Source organism: Pseudoalteromonas sp. BZK2 (assembly GCF_014349195.1).
GTDB classification, from domain to species: Bacteria; Pseudomonadota; Gammaproteobacteria; order Enterobacterales; family Alteromonadaceae; genus Pseudoalteromonas; species Pseudoalteromonas simplex.
Window position 1 is genome coordinate 119,446 of sequence record NZ_JACSOG010000008.1, and the last position, 15,179, is coordinate 134,624.

At 41.9% G+C, this 15,179-nt stretch carries 15 protein-coding genes; 10 read left to right on the top strand and 5 right to left on the bottom strand.

Going from position 1 to position 15,179, the window contains the following annotated elements:
* Positions 1 to 110: 110 nt before the first annotated feature.
* Together BIZ38_RS06695 and BIZ38_RS06700 are read right to left on the bottom strand one after the other, a co-directional pair.
* Positions 111 to 1,148, bottom strand: coding sequence for a methionine synthase (locus BIZ38_RS06695; RefSeq protein ID WP_187489901.1), 1,038 nt, complete (start codon positions 1,146 to 1,148; stop codon positions 111 to 113).
* A gap of 11 nt (positions 1,149 to 1,159) precedes the next feature.
* On the bottom strand, positions 1,160 to 2,137 hold the full coding sequence (locus tag BIZ38_RS06700) for a DUF1852 domain-containing protein (RefSeq protein WP_187489902.1): 978 nt from the start codon (positions 2,135 to 2,137) through the stop codon (positions 1,160 to 1,162).
* A gap of 380 nt (positions 2,138 to 2,517) precedes the next feature.
* Between BIZ38_RS06700 and BIZ38_RS06705 the strand changes: the two genes are divergently transcribed.
* The 3 genes from BIZ38_RS06705 (at position 2,518) to BIZ38_RS06715 (ending at position 7,055) form a co-directional block, all read left to right on the top strand.
* Positions 2,518 to 3,327: a sulfite exporter TauE/SafE family protein gene (locus BIZ38_RS06705; RefSeq protein WP_187489903.1), complete on the top strand. Its 810-nt coding sequence runs from the start codon at positions 2,518 to 2,520 to the stop codon at positions 3,325 to 3,327.
* 130 nt (positions 3,328 to 3,457) lie between these two features.
* Positions 3,458 to 4,594, top strand: coding sequence for a serine hydrolase domain-containing protein (locus BIZ38_RS06710; RefSeq protein WP_187489904.1), 1,137 nt, complete (start codon positions 3,458 to 3,460; stop codon positions 4,592 to 4,594).
* A gap of 499 nt (positions 4,595 to 5,093) precedes the next feature.
* The gene (locus BIZ38_RS06715) at positions 5,094 to 7,055 is read left to right on the top strand and encodes a TonB-dependent receptor plug domain-containing protein (RefSeq protein ID WP_187489905.1); all 1,962 of its coding nucleotides are present in this window, start codon (positions 5,094 to 5,096) and stop codon (positions 7,053 to 7,055) included.
* Between the two features lie 39 nt (positions 7,056 to 7,094).
* Here BIZ38_RS06715 and BIZ38_RS06720 read toward each other — a convergent pair whose 3' ends face one another.
* Positions 7,095 to 8,006 carry a LysR family transcriptional regulator gene (locus BIZ38_RS06720; protein ID WP_187489906.1) on the bottom strand — a complete coding sequence of 304 codons (912 nt, stop codon included), beginning with the start codon at positions 8,004 to 8,006 and terminating at the stop codon, positions 7,095 to 7,097.
* A gap of 97 nt (positions 8,007 to 8,103) precedes the next feature.
* Here BIZ38_RS06720 and BIZ38_RS06725 point away from each other — a divergent pair, with 97 nt between their 5' ends.
* Genes BIZ38_RS06725 through BIZ38_RS06740 form a run of 4 tightly spaced genes read left to right on the top strand, consistent with a single transcriptional unit; the run spans position 8,104 to position 10,821 of the window.
* On the top strand, positions 8,104 to 8,520 hold the full coding sequence (locus tag BIZ38_RS06725) for a lactoylglutathione lyase (protein WP_166338370.1): 417 nt from the start codon (positions 8,104 to 8,106) through the stop codon (positions 8,518 to 8,520).
* Between the two features lie 11 nt (positions 8,521 to 8,531).
* Complete coding sequence (locus tag BIZ38_RS06730) at positions 8,532 to 9,635, top strand: alkene reductase (protein ID WP_187489907.1); 1,104 nt, start codon at positions 8,532 to 8,534, stop codon at positions 9,633 to 9,635.
* Positions 9,632 to 10,579 (top strand): polysaccharide deacetylase family protein, encoded by a 948-nt coding sequence (locus tag BIZ38_RS06735; protein WP_262387567.1) that lies wholly within the window; start codon positions 9,632 to 9,634, stop codon positions 10,577 to 10,579. The genes BIZ38_RS06730 and BIZ38_RS06735 overlap by 4 nt, the downstream gene beginning before the upstream one ends.
* A complete protein-coding gene (locus tag BIZ38_RS06740) occupies positions 10,576 to 10,821 on the top strand; it encodes a hypothetical protein (RefSeq protein WP_166338374.1) in 246 nt (81 codons plus the stop codon). Before BIZ38_RS06735 ends, BIZ38_RS06740 begins: the two co-directional genes overlap by 4 nt.
* An 86-nt stretch (positions 10,822 to 10,907) precedes the next feature.
* Here BIZ38_RS06740 and BIZ38_RS06745 read toward each other — a convergent pair whose 3' ends face one another.
* Both BIZ38_RS06745 and BIZ38_RS06750 read right to left on the bottom strand, forming a co-directional pair.
* The gene (locus BIZ38_RS06745) at positions 10,908 to 11,906 is read right to left on the bottom strand and encodes an AraC family transcriptional regulator (RefSeq protein ID WP_187489908.1); all 999 of its coding nucleotides are present in this window, start codon (positions 11,904 to 11,906) and stop codon (positions 10,908 to 10,910) included.
* A gap of 1 nt (position 11,907) precedes the next feature.
* A complete protein-coding gene (locus BIZ38_RS06750) occupies positions 11,908 to 12,690 on the bottom strand; it encodes an SDR family NAD(P)-dependent oxidoreductase (RefSeq protein WP_187489909.1) in 783 nt (260 codons plus the stop codon).
* A gap of 176 nt (positions 12,691 to 12,866) precedes the next feature.
* Between BIZ38_RS06750 and BIZ38_RS06755 the strand changes: the two genes are divergently transcribed.
* Genes BIZ38_RS06755 through BIZ38_RS06765 form a run of 3 tightly spaced genes read left to right on the top strand, consistent with a single transcriptional unit; the run spans position 12,867 to position 15,177 of the window.
* The gene (locus BIZ38_RS06755) at positions 12,867 to 13,631 is read left to right on the top strand and encodes a metalloregulator ArsR/SmtB family transcription factor (protein WP_054553499.1); all 765 of its coding nucleotides are present in this window, start codon (positions 12,867 to 12,869) and stop codon (positions 13,629 to 13,631) included.
* Between the two features lie 9 nt (positions 13,632 to 13,640).
* Entirely contained in the window at positions 13,641 to 14,663 is a 1,023-nt protein-coding gene (arsB, locus tag BIZ38_RS06760; protein ID WP_054553500.1) for an ACR3 family arsenite efflux transporter, read from the top strand.
* Between the two features lie 13 nt (positions 14,664 to 14,676).
* Positions 14,677 to 15,177 carry a dual specificity protein phosphatase family protein gene (locus tag BIZ38_RS06765; protein WP_054553501.1) on the top strand — a complete coding sequence of 167 codons (501 nt, stop codon included), beginning with the start codon at positions 14,677 to 14,679 and terminating at the stop codon, positions 15,175 to 15,177.
* Positions 15,178 to 15,179 lie beyond the last annotated feature (2 nt).

The following is a 15,179-nucleotide window of genomic DNA, read 5'->3' on the forward strand; positions in this document are numbered from 1 at the left end:
GTCGCTATTTATGGCGACAAGGCTCGAGGGAGATGCGCACCTCGCCTCTCGAACCTCGCACCTCGCAACTTTCCTCTTTCACCTAGTAACTCGCTAACTACCTCTAGAACCTAGCTTCTCGCCCCTAAAACCTCGCCTCTTACAATCTCTGCACCTTTACTTAGCGCACTGAGTTTGGCGCTTGCTATGTGGCGAGGGAGGGGAGCCATACCGCAGTTTGTGCATGGGTAAAGCTTGTCGGCATCAACGTATTTCAGGGCTTCGCGTAATGTTTGTGCGACCTCTTCAGGGGTTTCAATTTCATTGCTCGCTACATCAATGGCGCCAACCATCACTTTTTTTCCACGTATAAGTGCTAATAGCTCAATGGGCACGCGAGAGTTGTGGCACTCAAGTGAAATAATATCGATATTCGATTTTTGAAGTTTTGGGAATACTTCTTCATATTGACGCCATTCATTGCCCAGTGTTTGTTTCCAATCAGTGTTGGCTTTGATGCCATAGCCGTAGCAAATGTGCACGGCGGTTTCGCATTTTAAGCCTTCGATTGCTCTTTCGAGGCACTTAATGCCCCAGTCATTAACATCATCGAAAAACACATTAAACGCAGGCTCATCAAATTGAATAATATCAACACCCGCAGCTTCGAGTTCTTTCGCCTCTTGATTGAGGATTTTGGCAAATTCCCATGCTAGTTGTTCACGGCTTTGATAGTGGGCGTCATACAAGGTGTCAATCATGGTCATAGGCCCTGGCAACGCCCATTTTATAGGTTGCTTGGTTTGCGAACGTAAAAACTTGGCGTCTTCAACAAACACGGGTTTGCTGCGTGACACCGGGCCAATCACACTTGGTACACTGGCTTCGTAACGATTACGAATGGTCACTGTTTTACGGTTCTCAAAATCAACGCCATTTAAGTGTTCGATAAAGGTCGTTACAAAGTGTTGGCGGGTTTGCTCGCCGTCGCTCACGATATCAACGCCAGCTTGTTGCTGCTCTTGTAAGGCAACACGCAGTGCGTCTTGTTTGCCGTCAATAAGTTCTGTTCCTTGCAATTTCCAAGGTGACCATAAGGTTTCAGGCTCAGCAAGCCAAGCTGGTTTTGGTAAGCTGCCAGCTGTTGATGTTGGTAATAATTTTTTCATTTTTAATCTCATTAAATTGCGTAGTTGGCAGACCATTTTTCAAGTACTGATTGATAAGGCTTAATAAAGTGTTGCTCTGTAAATTTACCTTGTGCAATCGCTAGTTGACTGCGCTCTTCACGGTCGTAAACAATTTGCGTAATAGAGTGATCGGCGTTTCTTAAATTGGGTTGATAGCAACTACCCGCCACGGCATTGGCGTTATAAATTTCTGGACGGTAGATTTTTTGGAATGTTTCCATAGTGCTAATCGTGCTGATCAACTCTAAGTTGGTGTAATCGTTCAGCAAGTCACCAAAGAAATAAAACGCCAGCGGAGCAACTGTGTTTGGTGGCATAAAATAGCGCACCTGCAAGCCCATTTTTTTAAAGTATTGCTCGGTTAATGAGGACTCATTTGGTTGGTACTCAACACCTAAAATTGGGTGTTGGTTTTCTGTGCGGTGGTACGTTTTGTTATCAGACACGCTTAAACAAATAACCGGTGGCTTTTTAAAGTGCTGTTTGTAAGTTTCTGAGTCAATAAAGTATTTAAATAGTTTACCGTGTAAGTCACCAAAGTTTTCGGGAATGCTAAATTCGCTTTTTGCTTTGTTATGATCAAGCAGCAGGACGCTAAAATCATAATCGCGCACGTAAGATGAAAAGTTATTACCAACAATACCTTCGATACGTTCATTAGTTTGGTGATCAATGATATTCGTTTTTAGTACTTCAATTGACGGGAATGCCTCTGCGCTTTGTGCAATTTCTAAATCAACAGAAATGATCTCAAGCTCTACTGAGTAGCGGTTGCCTTGCGGGTTATCCCAGTTTGCTAGCGCATTAAAGCGACTATCAATCATTTTTAAGGCGTTACGTAAATTCTGCTGGCGACTTTCACCGCGAGCTAGGTTCGCAAAGTTTGTGGTAAGTCGTGTGCTATTTGACGGATGATAATTTTCGTCGAGGCAAATACTTTTAATTGTAAATCTGAGATCGTTGTTCATGGCAATGTATCCAAAAGTCCTGAGATAAATGATTGCTGCTCACCTTCCTTAAATCGCTAGGTCATTAACCTTAGGTTGCTCTGCAGCGCTAATAAATTTATACGTTCTTACTATCATGAAGAAAAACGTTTTTATTTCAGGTAAAACATGAGGCAGATTCATGCTGCTTTGTTGTCTTAGTTCTAAAAACAGCAACTGGGAATGAAAAAATGCTTTAAAGTTATTTTGGACGTCTAGATTTCTAAAGTCATATGTTGAAGTTGCAGTAATTTCATATAAAACGTGAGTAATATTCACTAGTTAACAGGACTTTTGAGAGCAACCCCGTACTTTATTGTTGTTATACTCGGTTTCACAAATCAACAACACAGACAAATACAATGAATGAATTAATCGTGCTTATTATCGCTTGCGCCATACTTGGTAGCGGGGTTGGCTTTTTAGCTGGGCTGTTAGGAATTGGTGGAGGCCTAGTGATCGTGCCTATATTAAGCATGATCTTGCTGTATTTTCAGGTGTTACCCGCAGAGCAAGTGGTGCTGGTGGCGATTGCTACATCGCTCGCCTCAATTCTTTTTACTTCAACGTCATCAGCTATCGCTCACCACAAAAATGGTAATGTGCCTTGGCAATTGGCTCCGTGGGTAATGACAGGTGTTGCACTAGGCGCACTTATCAGTGGCTTTTTGGCTTCGCTATTACCCGCAAATGTGGTGCGAATTGTATTCGCTGTGAGTGTGGTGCTTATTGCATTAAAAATGATTTTCAGCAGTAAAAACGACAGCCAAACATCACGAACGCTACCTAATAAAGGCCTTTTGACACTTTATACATCCATCACAGGGGGTCTATCTGCCATGATAGGTATTGGCGGTGGTGCGGTACTTGTGCCGCTACTGACGTTTTTCTCGGTTGATATGAAAAAAGCCATTGGCTGTGCTTCGGCGTGCGGTATTGTCATTGCGCTATTTGGCTCTGTGGGTTACATCAGCTCAGGCAGTCAGTACTTTACATTAAAAGAGGGCTTTGCTGGATTTGTTTATTTGCCAGCCTTGTTTGGCATTGTGTGTACTTCGTGGTTTACCGCACCATTAGGTGCAAAAGCAACGCATCATTTACCCGTCTCTACTATTAAAAAAATATTTGCTGGGCTGTTGGTTATTATGGCTGTGAATATGCTTACAAAATAGTGTTAACTTATTAATTCGACAACGCAAAAACGGTTTGTTAATGTCAGTTAAGTAGTAATTAGGCTGCTTAACTGCGCGCTTATTTTGGCTTTAGGCGCTAATAAAGGATTCATTTTTTAAGGAACCTGTTATGGATCGTCGGTGCTCTCTAGCAAGTAAAAAAACGCTAAGCTCTTTATTTGTTGCTCTATCAATGTTGGCTTTGCCAGTGACTGCTGAGCCTACAAAGCCACTCGAAACTCACCACGCTTTAATGGGCCAAGTTCTCAATGCACACCAACAAGCTCCCCTTACAGGTTTTGCACTTCATGTGATTGTTGATGATGGACATACTTTTTCAACGGTAAAGCAAAGTAAAGAAAATGCGCCGCAAGTTATTAACCCCAACAGTTTATTTAGAATTGCCAGCGTGACTAAAACCTTCACTGCAGCAACGGTGCTACGTTTGCATGAAGAAGGTAAATTAAATCTTGATACAACACTTGATAAGTTAATTTCTGACGACTTTTTTGCGCTTCTTGAAAGCGATGGCTATGTCCTTGATAAAATGACGCTTAAGCAAGTGCTGAATCATACAGCAGGGCTATACGATCACGCTCAAAGCGATCAGTATTTAGCTGGCATAATGGCAAATCCGCAGCAAGATATTACGATGCGCGAGCAAATTAAAGGGTGTGTAGAGTGGGGCGACCCAGTTGGCAAACCTGGCGAGCTTTTTTCATATTCAGATACCGGATATGTGTTACTCGGCCATATTATTGAAAGAGTGACAGATTTACCCTTGCCTGAAGCGGTTCGAAAGTACTTAGGTTTTGACAAAAATCATATCGAAAATGTGGTCTGGGAACGTGGTGATTCAGTTGCTGTGGATGATTCGCGACGCGTGCATCAATACTTGCACGGCACCGACACCTTTAATTGGAGTCCAACTGTCGATTTATATGGTGGCGGTGGGCTTGTTGCCAGTCCAATCGGTATGGCTAAATTTTATCAGGCTTTATTTTCAGGTAAGGTCTTTAAACACCCAGAAACGCTCAAACTGATGCTCTCTAATAAAGGCTTACCTGCAGGTAGCCCTTATCGTTTAGGTGTATTTGCAAAAGAATATAACGGCACTTTGGTTTATCAACATGGTGGCTTTTGGGGCACTTTGGTGATGTATGAACCAACGACGCAGGTGGTGGTCGCAGGAGCTGTTACTCAGCAAAAAGACTATGCCCAGCTTGAAAAAGTGATGAGTGATTACTTAACATTACAAGCAAAATAAGCGCAATGAGTGTTACAATGACCCGTAACTTATTTCAGATTTAAATTAAATGTCTAAGCTTTGTTCAACTTGGTTGGTGATAATGTGTGTTTTGCTCTCTTTTGTAGGGCAGGTTATTGCGTCGCCGTCTGAGTTACCTTGTGAAAGTGAAGATATTTATCAGCTCGCTGCACTTGATAGCGCAACCATCCAAATCAGCCTGAGTGAAACTAATGATTGCTGCAATATCGATTGCTGTGAATTAGGGTGTTCTTGCATAGCAAGTTTATGCTCACCAATCTTGTATTTAGACCTTGAAGTTAAAAAAATTAAGTTGCCCTATTTTGCTGGTTTTCGATTCAGTGATCAGCAACAACCCCCCAACTTAATTGCACGGCAATTATATCGCCCACCCATTTTTACCTCTTAACCAAAACCTATAAGTTGGCATTTGCTCGCCTATAGGTGCTGGTTAATGAAAATTTATTTGTCATTACAATAAGCATTCTAAGAGGTAAAAATGCGTCAAAGACTATTTAAATTAGCCGCGGTTACACTGCTATTGCCATCGGCTGGTTATACAAGTGCACATGAAGATGAACATCATCATGAAGAAAAAAGTATCGAGCGAATTCAGGTCAGAGCGTCACGTTTAGGGCGTATTGTGACAGAGTCAGCTACTCGCACTGAGATTATTAACGGTGAAGAAGTTCAAGAAAAGGCATTAATGCGGCCTGGAAATATTTCGATGTTAGTTGCTGAAACAGGGGGGGTTAGGGTGCAAACAACATCACCATCACTAGGCAGCGCGAATATTCGTTTGCAAGGTTTGTATGGTCGATATACCCAGTTACTAAGCGATGGCTTGCCACTTTATGGTGGGCAAACGGCTGCGATTGGCCTTTTACAAATTCCACCTACTGATCTTGCAAATGTTGAGATAATTAAAGGTTCTGCCTCATCTTTATATGGTGGTTCAGCACTTGGTGGTGTAATTAACTTAATTTCGCGAACACCTGCCGACGAGTTTGGCGGCGAGGTATTGCTTAATGCGACATCTAAAGATGGCCAAGATGTAACAACCTATTTATCGGCCCCGATCAATGAGTCGTTCGCAAGCTCTTTGACGGCGGGCATTCATCATCAAGCAAAACAGGATCTGGATGATGATGGTTGGATAGATATGGCACAGTATGAACGGGTCACTGCAAGGCCTAGGCTTTACTATCAAGGCGAAAATGGAGAAAACCTCTACTTAACTCTTGGAGGGATGAAAGAACAGCGTAAAGGTGGCACTGAAGCTGGGGCTTTAATGCCTGATGGTCTGCCATTTGTGCAGCAGCAAGATACACTCAGAACAGACTTAGGTTTTGTTTATGATCAAGCATTAGCTGAAGAACTTGATTTAAATGTTCGTGGCTCAGCAATGGAACAAGATCATGATCACCAGTACGGTCAGGTATTTGAACAAGATAAGCATAATAGTTATTTACTTGAGTCGAGTGTGTCAGGTTATTTGCACAATACTGCTTGGTTGGTAGGTGTTGCATATCAAACAGAGCAGTTTTCCTCACAGACATTTTCGGCGTTTGATTATCGTTATGAGGTGCCAGGACTGTTTTCACAAATTGATTACCAAGCAACGGATGACTTATCAATGTCAGTGAGTGCTCGTGCAGATGATCACAGTGAGTATGGCAATCAATTTAGTCCTCGACTTTCTGTACTCTATAATCCAGAAAACTGGCTATTTAGAGGTGCATATGGCAAAGGGTATTTTGCACCAACTCCTTTTATTGAAGAAATTGATGAGGTCGGTTTATCACAGCTTGAGCCCATTAATGACTTACAAGCAGAGCAAGCAGATACAGCTTCATTCGATATTAGCTACATTGCTGGTGATTTAGAAACCAGCATAACGTTATTTTCATCAAATATTGAGCATGTTACAGAGCTTGAAGCCTCTCAAGTTGGCAGTGAAAAAGCCGTTCGACTTGTAAACAGCCAAGGGCAAACACAAATCAGAGGCGCAGAGTTTTTAATGCGCTATCGCTGGCATGATATTAAGTTTACCGGCAGCTATTTATATACCGATGCAACGAAGCAAAATCAGGCAGGGTATGGTCGCGAAAAACTCACTCTAACACCAGAGCACTCGGCTGGGCTGGTTGTAATGTGGGAGGAGCATGGCAGTCATCTAGTTGGTTTTGAAGCCTATTATACTGGTACTCAGCATCTTGAAGACAACCCTTACCTTGAACGAAGCAAACCATATTGGCATTTGGGGCTGTTAGGTCAAATAACCACGGGCAACGTAAGCTGGTTTGTAAACGCAGAGAACTTACTTAACGTTCGTCAAACAAAAGAACATCCGCTAACCTTGCCTGAGCAAGCTGCAAGTGGACGCTGGACAACTGATATATGGTCTCGAAATGACGGTTTTACCGTTAATGCAGGCATGCGAATTCAATTTGGTGGTTAATTAATAAATACCCAAGCCGCTCATACTTTGTTGGGCGGCTTACTTATTTTTAAACCAACACTCAAAAAACTCTATAAACGCTTTCACTTGCCGAGGTTGAAATTGCCTGCTCGGATATATCACCTGTAGGCCGACACTTTTTTTATCGCTGTGGCTAAAGCCTCGAACATACTCATCTAGTATCAAAATAAGGTCGCCTGTTTTGAGGTCATTTTTGATATCAATGTATGATTTTAAGGCTATGCCATGGCCTTGATTTGCCCAGCGTCTTATCACCTCACCGTCTGAGCATGAAAGGTGGGGAGCTACTTTGATAGAAAAGTGCGTGTTATCTACCTCAAAATGCCAGTCATTTAGCGGTTGCCCAAGTCGCTCAAGTACTAGGCAACGATGATTTTTTAAATCTTCAGGATGTCTTGGCAAACCAAACGATTTTATATAGCTAGGTGAGGCGCATAGCACACGGCGGTTATTACATAGCGGGCGGCTAATCAAGTTACTATCAGGCAAATTGCCGAATCTAAATGCCAGATCAATACCTTCCTCAACAATATTGGTGACCCCATCTGTCAGTACTAAATGCGGTTTAACATTTGGGTGGTTATTGATGAATTCTGCTAATGCGGGTGCAACAAACTGGCGACCAAAGTCAGATGTTGCAGAGAGTTTTAGCTGGCCTCTTAGGCTTTGTTGTGACTCTTGAAGTATGTTTTCAGTATTTTCGACTTCTGCTAATACTCTTAAACAGCCACTATAAAAACGTTCGCCTGCATCTGTTAAGGCAATACTGCGCGTATTACGCGTTAATAATCGCGTATCGTAATTTTGCTCAATATTATTAATTCGTGCTGTCATGCTTGCAGGCGAAAGTCCCAATTTTCTTCCCGCAGCGGCTAACCCTCCCGCTTTTACAACGTGAACAAAAAGCGCCATATCATCAATTTTTGACATTATTCTTCAGTTTTAATGAATACTGATTTAACTCTAAGGCTAATTATAAATTTAGTCAAAATAGTTAAACTCATTTCATCACTTGAAGGAGATAGAAATGCAGCTTAATCACGCTCTGCTTTTAGCAACGAATATCCAGCACATGGCTCAGTTTTTAGAGTCGTCGTTAGGCCTTAAAAAGGGGCCAAGGCCAGCATTTGGTTTTGATGGTGTTTGGTTATATGACGACTTGGATACGCCATGCATTCATATAGCAGCTAAGTTTGGCATAAATGAATCGCAATCTGATTACTTAAGCCAAGCTTCGGTATCAACAGAAGCAGTTGGCTTATCAACGGTTGACCACCTTGCTTTCTTTGCAACTGATTATCAAGAAGTTAAAGCACGGCTAAAAGCAACTTCAATACCATTCGTTGAGCGGGAAGTGCCGGCAGCGAATGAGCATCAAGTGTTTATTCAAGGGCCTGATGGCTTAAAAATAGAAATTTTATTTACACGCAGCGAGCTTATTTAAAAGGTACACACATGAAAAATAGAGTATTTAATCCAGACCAAATTGGTCATCATAAAACCGCAAATAAAATAGTAATGGCTCCTATGACCCGTTCACGTACGGCTCAACCAGGTGATATTCCGACAAGTCTAATGGCAGAATATTATGCGCAACGAGCCAGTGCGGGTTTTATAGTATCAGAGGCGACGCAAATTTCTGCACAAGGAAAGGGCTACTCATTTACCCCCGGGATTTATACTGAAGAGCAAATCAACGGATGGCGCAAAGTAACGCAAGCCGTTCATCAGCACAATGGACTCATTTTTTCTCAGTTATGGCATGTTGGCAGAATGTCGCATAGTGTCTTTCATCCAGACGGCTTGCCGGTTGCGCCAAGTGCTATTGCCCCAAATGCGCAAGTGTGGGTGGTTGATGAAAATGGCGAAGGCCAAATGCTTGATTGTCCTACACCACGTGAATTATCGACCAATGAAATAAAGGGCATCGTTCAAGACTATAAACAAGCTGCTTTAAATGCGATTGAAGCAGGGTTTGATGGCGTTGAGGTACATGCAGGTAATGGCTATTTAATTGATCAATTTCTAAGACAAACATCAAATAAACGTAGTGACGAATACGGCGGTAATATTGAAAATAGAGCAAAGTTCGCGCTGCAAATCATTACTGCAATTAGTCAAGCTATCGGCCCAGAAAAAACGGCTATTCGATTAGCACCTTTTATTACACAAAGAGGCATGGGTGATCCGCAAGCAATCGATGTCATTCTATATTTAGCTAAAAAGTTTGATGAACTTGGCATTGCTTATCTGCATTTAGCGGAAGCTGATTGGGATGATGCTCCCCTCGTAACCGATGAGTTTAGAGTGAAATTACGTGAAAGCTTTAATGGAAAAATTGTGGTGGCAGGAAACTACACATTAGCAAAGGCCGATAAACTCATTGGTGAAGGCTTAGTTGACTATGTTGCATTTGGCAGAAAGTTTATTGCAAATCCAGATTTACCTTATCGCTTAGAGCACAATTTACCTCTAAATGAAATATCAGATCCTACTACTTTATTTGGTGGTGATGAGCGAGGTTACACAGACTACCCAGTATTTCAGGGGAATAAATGATGAAATTTTTAAAGCCAATTTTAATTGCGTCGCTGTTTTTTCTAAGTTGCTTAGGTGTTGCTCAGGCTAAGGAGGCAACATCTGCATTTTGGCCTGATGATGCTCAACTTGTGATCTCTATTTCGATGCAGTTTGAGGCCACAGCGCAAGACCAATCAGATCCGGGCCCGTTTCCACCGCAAGAGGTTGGATATCCTGACACTATTTCGCCTTCTTGGTACCAATACGGCATGAACGAGGGCATTCCTAGGCTGCTAGATTTATGGGATAAGCATGATATTAAAGTCACCTCTCATATGGTTGGCAGAGCTGTTGAGTTAAACCCTGAGTTAGCAAAAGAAGTGGTTCAACGCGGGCATGAAGCATCAGGGCACGGACAAACATGGACCCCTCAATACTCTATGAGTGAAGAACAAGAGCGACAGTCATACATAAAAAGTGCAAATATCATTGAAAAAGTAACAGGGCAGCGGCCTGTGGGCTTTAACGCTTTTTGGATGAGACATTCAAAAAATACCCTCAAAATCCTTAAAGAATTAGGTTTTATTTATCACATAGACGATTTATCTCGTGATGAGCCATCGCTAACACCTGTTGGAAGTGACGACATTGTTGTTGTTCCATACACGTTTAGAAACAACGATATAGTTCGGTACACTGGCAGCACAGCTATGACTGGTAAGGCATATTTACAAGAGCTTAAAGACGAGTTTGATGTGCTCTACAAAGAAGGCAAACAGCGCAGAAGGATGATGTCTATCAGTGCTCACGATAGATTAGCGGGCACTCCCGCCAGAGTGAAAGCGTTGGACGACTTTATAACCTATGCAAAGCAGCACAAAGGGGTTAAGTTTATGCGTAAAGATGACATAGCAAAATGGATGTTAAGCCAAGACAATGTGCCAAAAAATCAGCCCCGTACTTTTACAGAGGATTTGTTATGAAATACACAGTAACCTTTATTGCACTACTTTTATCTGGTTGCGCCTCACAGCAGCAAACGGGTGAGTTTGAGGATGTAGTAATCGCAGATCATCACTGTCCAGGGGAAATAGATCGAAGTTATAGCACCACGATTTATAGCTCTGACGAACCTGAAAAAGTTGGCAAAACTGAAGTTATAACGCGTTGCAATCCAGTTAAAACAGAAACTGAATTTGAAAGAGATTTAAGGCAGAAACATTAGCTTTTACGTATCGGTTATGGTGTGTCCAGTAAGGCTGCTATTGTTAAGCAGCCTTTAGCTAGGCTTTTAGTTGGCTTAACAAAAAACTAGTGTCTCACTTGTGTGCGCTTATGGGCGGGAGAAACACCCGTCCAACTACTGTATGCGCGAACAAACGAATTTGTTTCGCTAAAACCGAGTAAAAAGGCGATTTCGATAATTGGTAACTCAGTTTGCATTAAGTAGTGCTGCGCAAGATCTTCTCGGACTTGCTGTAAGACTTTTTGATAACTTTGTTTTTCAGCTGTTAGTTTTCGTTGTAGAGAGCGTTTGCTTAGTGCTAGCTCTGAGGCAACATGTTCAATGTTACTTTGCCCTTGAGGTAGGGATTTAAACAAAATACTTGATACCTTATCAGTAAGGCTTTGTTCGCTGATAACATCTTGCAGCTTACGTTTTAAATCTCCCTCAAAGCATGACAACATCACCTGATTACTGGTTAAAAATGGCGCTTTTGCATCTTCTGCTAAAAATGTCACGCTAGGGGTACTCCCCACTTTCAACGGGCAACCAAAGTAGGCTTCGTATTCCATGAGCTTTTCAGGTAGCTCTGGCACAATAACCGTAACAGGGTTAATTTGTTTTCGAGTAGCAAGGCGAGTTAATTGTGTAAAAAATACCAGTTCAGCCAAGCTGTAGCACTTGGGCAGCGTATCAATAAAACCATAACAGCTTACTTGGGCTTTTGTATGAGTATTGGTAATTTCAAGTGCTAGCTCCATAGGGCCAATTAGTGGTTTGTACTGTTGTAACCTCGCTAAAGCAGCATTTAAGTTTGGGCTACAAATCGTGGCAAAAATTGGTACGTCAAATGATTCTATTGTCATGACTTCGGCAAGTTTTAAGGGTAACTCAATGCCGTTTGCTGCTGTCTCTACACCCTGCCATAATTGGAAGTATTGAGCGGGCGTTAAGTATACTTTATCTTGAGAAAATAAACCTGAAGGCAACTGGGCATAAGCCAGTGCCTCTTCTAGGTTGATTTCTAAATCATTGAGTAATACTTGCCAGTTGGGAGGGATCAAAAACTTGCTGGCTCGTTTCATATTAGTTTCCGCTTTTTTCCATAAACTGACGAGAAATTTTTAACACAGTTTTGCGAGGCAATAAAGGGATCACCCAATTGAGCATAAATTTAAGCGGCGCTTCATTAAAAGCAATTAACTGACCTTTTTGCATTGCCTTGTAACCACACAGTGCCACAGAATGCGCTGATTTAGCATTCTTCCAAGCATCTACCCCTTGTAGATCACCTGCTTCAACAAAGCCTGTTGCTACTGTTCCTGGGCATAACGCGGTGACCGTAATGTTTTTATCTTTTACTTCTTCTGCAATTGCTTGACTGAATGAAGTCACAAACGCTTTCGTTGCATAATATACCGCTTGCAGTGGGCCGGGCATAAAGGAAGCTGTAGACGAAATATTTAAAATTTTGCCACGATTTCGCTCAACCATGCCTTGTAAGTAATAGTGGCTTAGGTTTGTTAATGTCACAATATTAAGTTGCATCATCGTTTGTTCTGCACTGAGATCACGCTCATGAAACTTGCCATGTCCGCCAATGCCGGCATTATTCACCAAAATATCTATGTGCAAACCAAGTGCCTCAGTACGTGTAAAAACATACTCAGCTGAATCTGGCTTAGATAAATCGGCAGAAATAACCGTAACCTTTACGTTGTGTTTTGATTCAAGCTGTTGTTTAAGATCATTCAGTTTGTCTTCTGAACGAGCTACCAGCACTAAATTATCGCCATGCTGTGCGTGAATATGCGCAAGTTCTAAACCAATCCCGTTTGAGGCGCCAGTGATCAATGCTGTTGATGTCATGTTTGTACTCCATTAATTTGAGCTGTTGTTTTGTTATATGCATAGTAGGCCATCTATTGGTGCCACATGACATCAGATCGCGCCATCGTTATTGCAAAACGCGCCATTTATAAAATTCAGCTTGCAAATGGTATATAACAAAAATATTATATAACGAAATTGTTATGGAGTAAGCCGTGAAAGTCCTCTTTTTATGTACAGAAAATTCAGCCCGTTCAATTATGGCTGAAGCATTGCTTAAACATCATGGTAAAGGTGAGTTTGAGGTATTTAGTGCGGGCACAGAACCTTATGCGGTAGACCCTCGTACGCTTGCTACGATTGAGCATTTTGGCCTAAAAACCGATGACTTACACTCAAAGCACTTAAATGATGTAACTAACCTGCATTTTGATTATGTCATTACATTGTGCGACAAGGCAGCTAAAGAATGTGCAAATCGTGTTGATGGCACACATTGTTTAGGCTGGGACTTTGTTGATCCAAAAACTCGCCCTGAACCTCATGCCTTTGAAAAAACCTTGCAAGAGATCAATGAGCGAATTAAGCAGTTTGTGCAATCCCATAACAAAGAAAAACCAGTATCGATTTCGCCAACTACATTTTATAAAGCGCTTGCAGATGATATTCGTTTAAAAAGCTTATTGCTTATCGCTGTTGAGCAAGAGGTTTGCGTATGCGAACTAATGACGGCACTTAACGAGCAGAGCCAACCAAAGGTTTCAAGGCATTTAGCGCAACTTAAAAAGCAGGGCATTTTGTCGGATAGAAAACACCAGCAGTGGGTGTTTTACTCTTTAAACCCGACTCTACCTATGTGGATGAAACAAACAATTACCTCGACCGTGGTAAACGAACCAAATTTCATAGAAAACGAGTTAGCAAGGCTAAATGCGATGGGCGATGATCGCCCAACCCGTGTTGCTCGTTGCTGCAATTAAGGACTAAAAATGGGTGTTTTTGAACGATATTTATCTGTATGGGTTGCTGCTGCTATTGCCATTGGTGTGGCGCTAGGGGTGATGTTTCCGCCTTTATTTGAGCTAATAGCGAAAGCCGAAGTGGCGCATGTAAACATTGTTGTTGCACTGTTTATTTGGGTAATGATCTACCCGATGATGGTGCAAGTTGATTTTTCAACGATTAAAGAAGTCGGTAAGAATCCAAAAGGGCTGATGCTCACTTTAATCATTAATTGGCTTATCAAACCGTTTTCAATGGCCGCATTAGGTTGGTTATTTTTTGAAGGGTTATTTGCTGATTTTGTTAGCCCTGAAACGGCGCAAGAATATATTGCAGGCATGATTTTACTCGGTGTTGCACCTTGTACGGCAATGGTGTTTGTGTGGTCACAACTAACCAAAGGCGATGCAAATTATACCTTAGTGCAAGTATCTGTGAACGACATCATTATGATTTTTGCCTTTGCACCTATTGCGGGGTTGTTGCTGGGTGTGTCTGATATTCATGTACCTTGGCTTACACTGATGATTTCGGTTGTGTTGTATGTATTGCTACCACTCATTGCCGGGGTATTAACACGCAAAGCTCTTAATAATTCAGCGCAAAATGAAGCTGCTGTGCAGTCATTTTTAGAGAAAGTTAAACCTTACTCAGTTATTGGTTTACTGGCCACAGTGGTCTTGCTATTTGGGTTTCAGGCGAACACGATTTTAGCCCAACCGCTTAACATTGTACTGATTGCTATTCCGCTTGTTTTGCAAACCTACGGTATTTTTGTAATCACCTATTTCATTGCGTTAAAGCTTAGGCTTAAGCACAACATTGCAGGGCCAGCATGTTTAATTGGTACTTCTAACTTTTTTGAGTTAGCGGTCGCAGTGGCTATTTCATTATTTGGTTTGCACTCTGGGGCAGCATTAGCAACCGTTGTTGGGGTGTTGGTCGAAGTACCTGTAATGCTGTCGTTGGTTGCAATCGTTAATAAAACAACACATTGGTTTAAAGAGTAATTGGGGAATCATAATGCAATCACATCCATTTGATATTTTACAGCTAGAAACTGGGGCATTTATTTTTACCCCTTGCCCTGGCACAAAAGGCGTTGGCTTATCACAGTCTGTTGCTGATTTAAAAGCGGCAGGTGCAAAAGCCATTATTACGCTAATGTACGATGAAGAGCTTGTTAAAAATGGGGCGCAGCAGCTTGTAATCGAATGTGAGCAAGCTGGCCTTAGCTGGTTTCAGTTACCTATTTTGGATGATGACGCGCCAAACGAAGCGTTTAGTCTCGCTTTCAACAAACACCTTAACGACATTCTTGCCATCATAAAAAGTGGTGGTAGCGTGGCTGTACATTGTAAAGGCGGCTCAGGCCGTACAGGCTTAGTTATTGGTTTATTAATGCATGAGCTTGGCTATGCTAAAAATGACATAGTTACTCAAGTGCAGGCTATTCGCCCTAAATCGTTGCATAACCCAGTACAACGTTCATTTTTCGACAATTTTCAAAAAGTAGGAGCTTAACA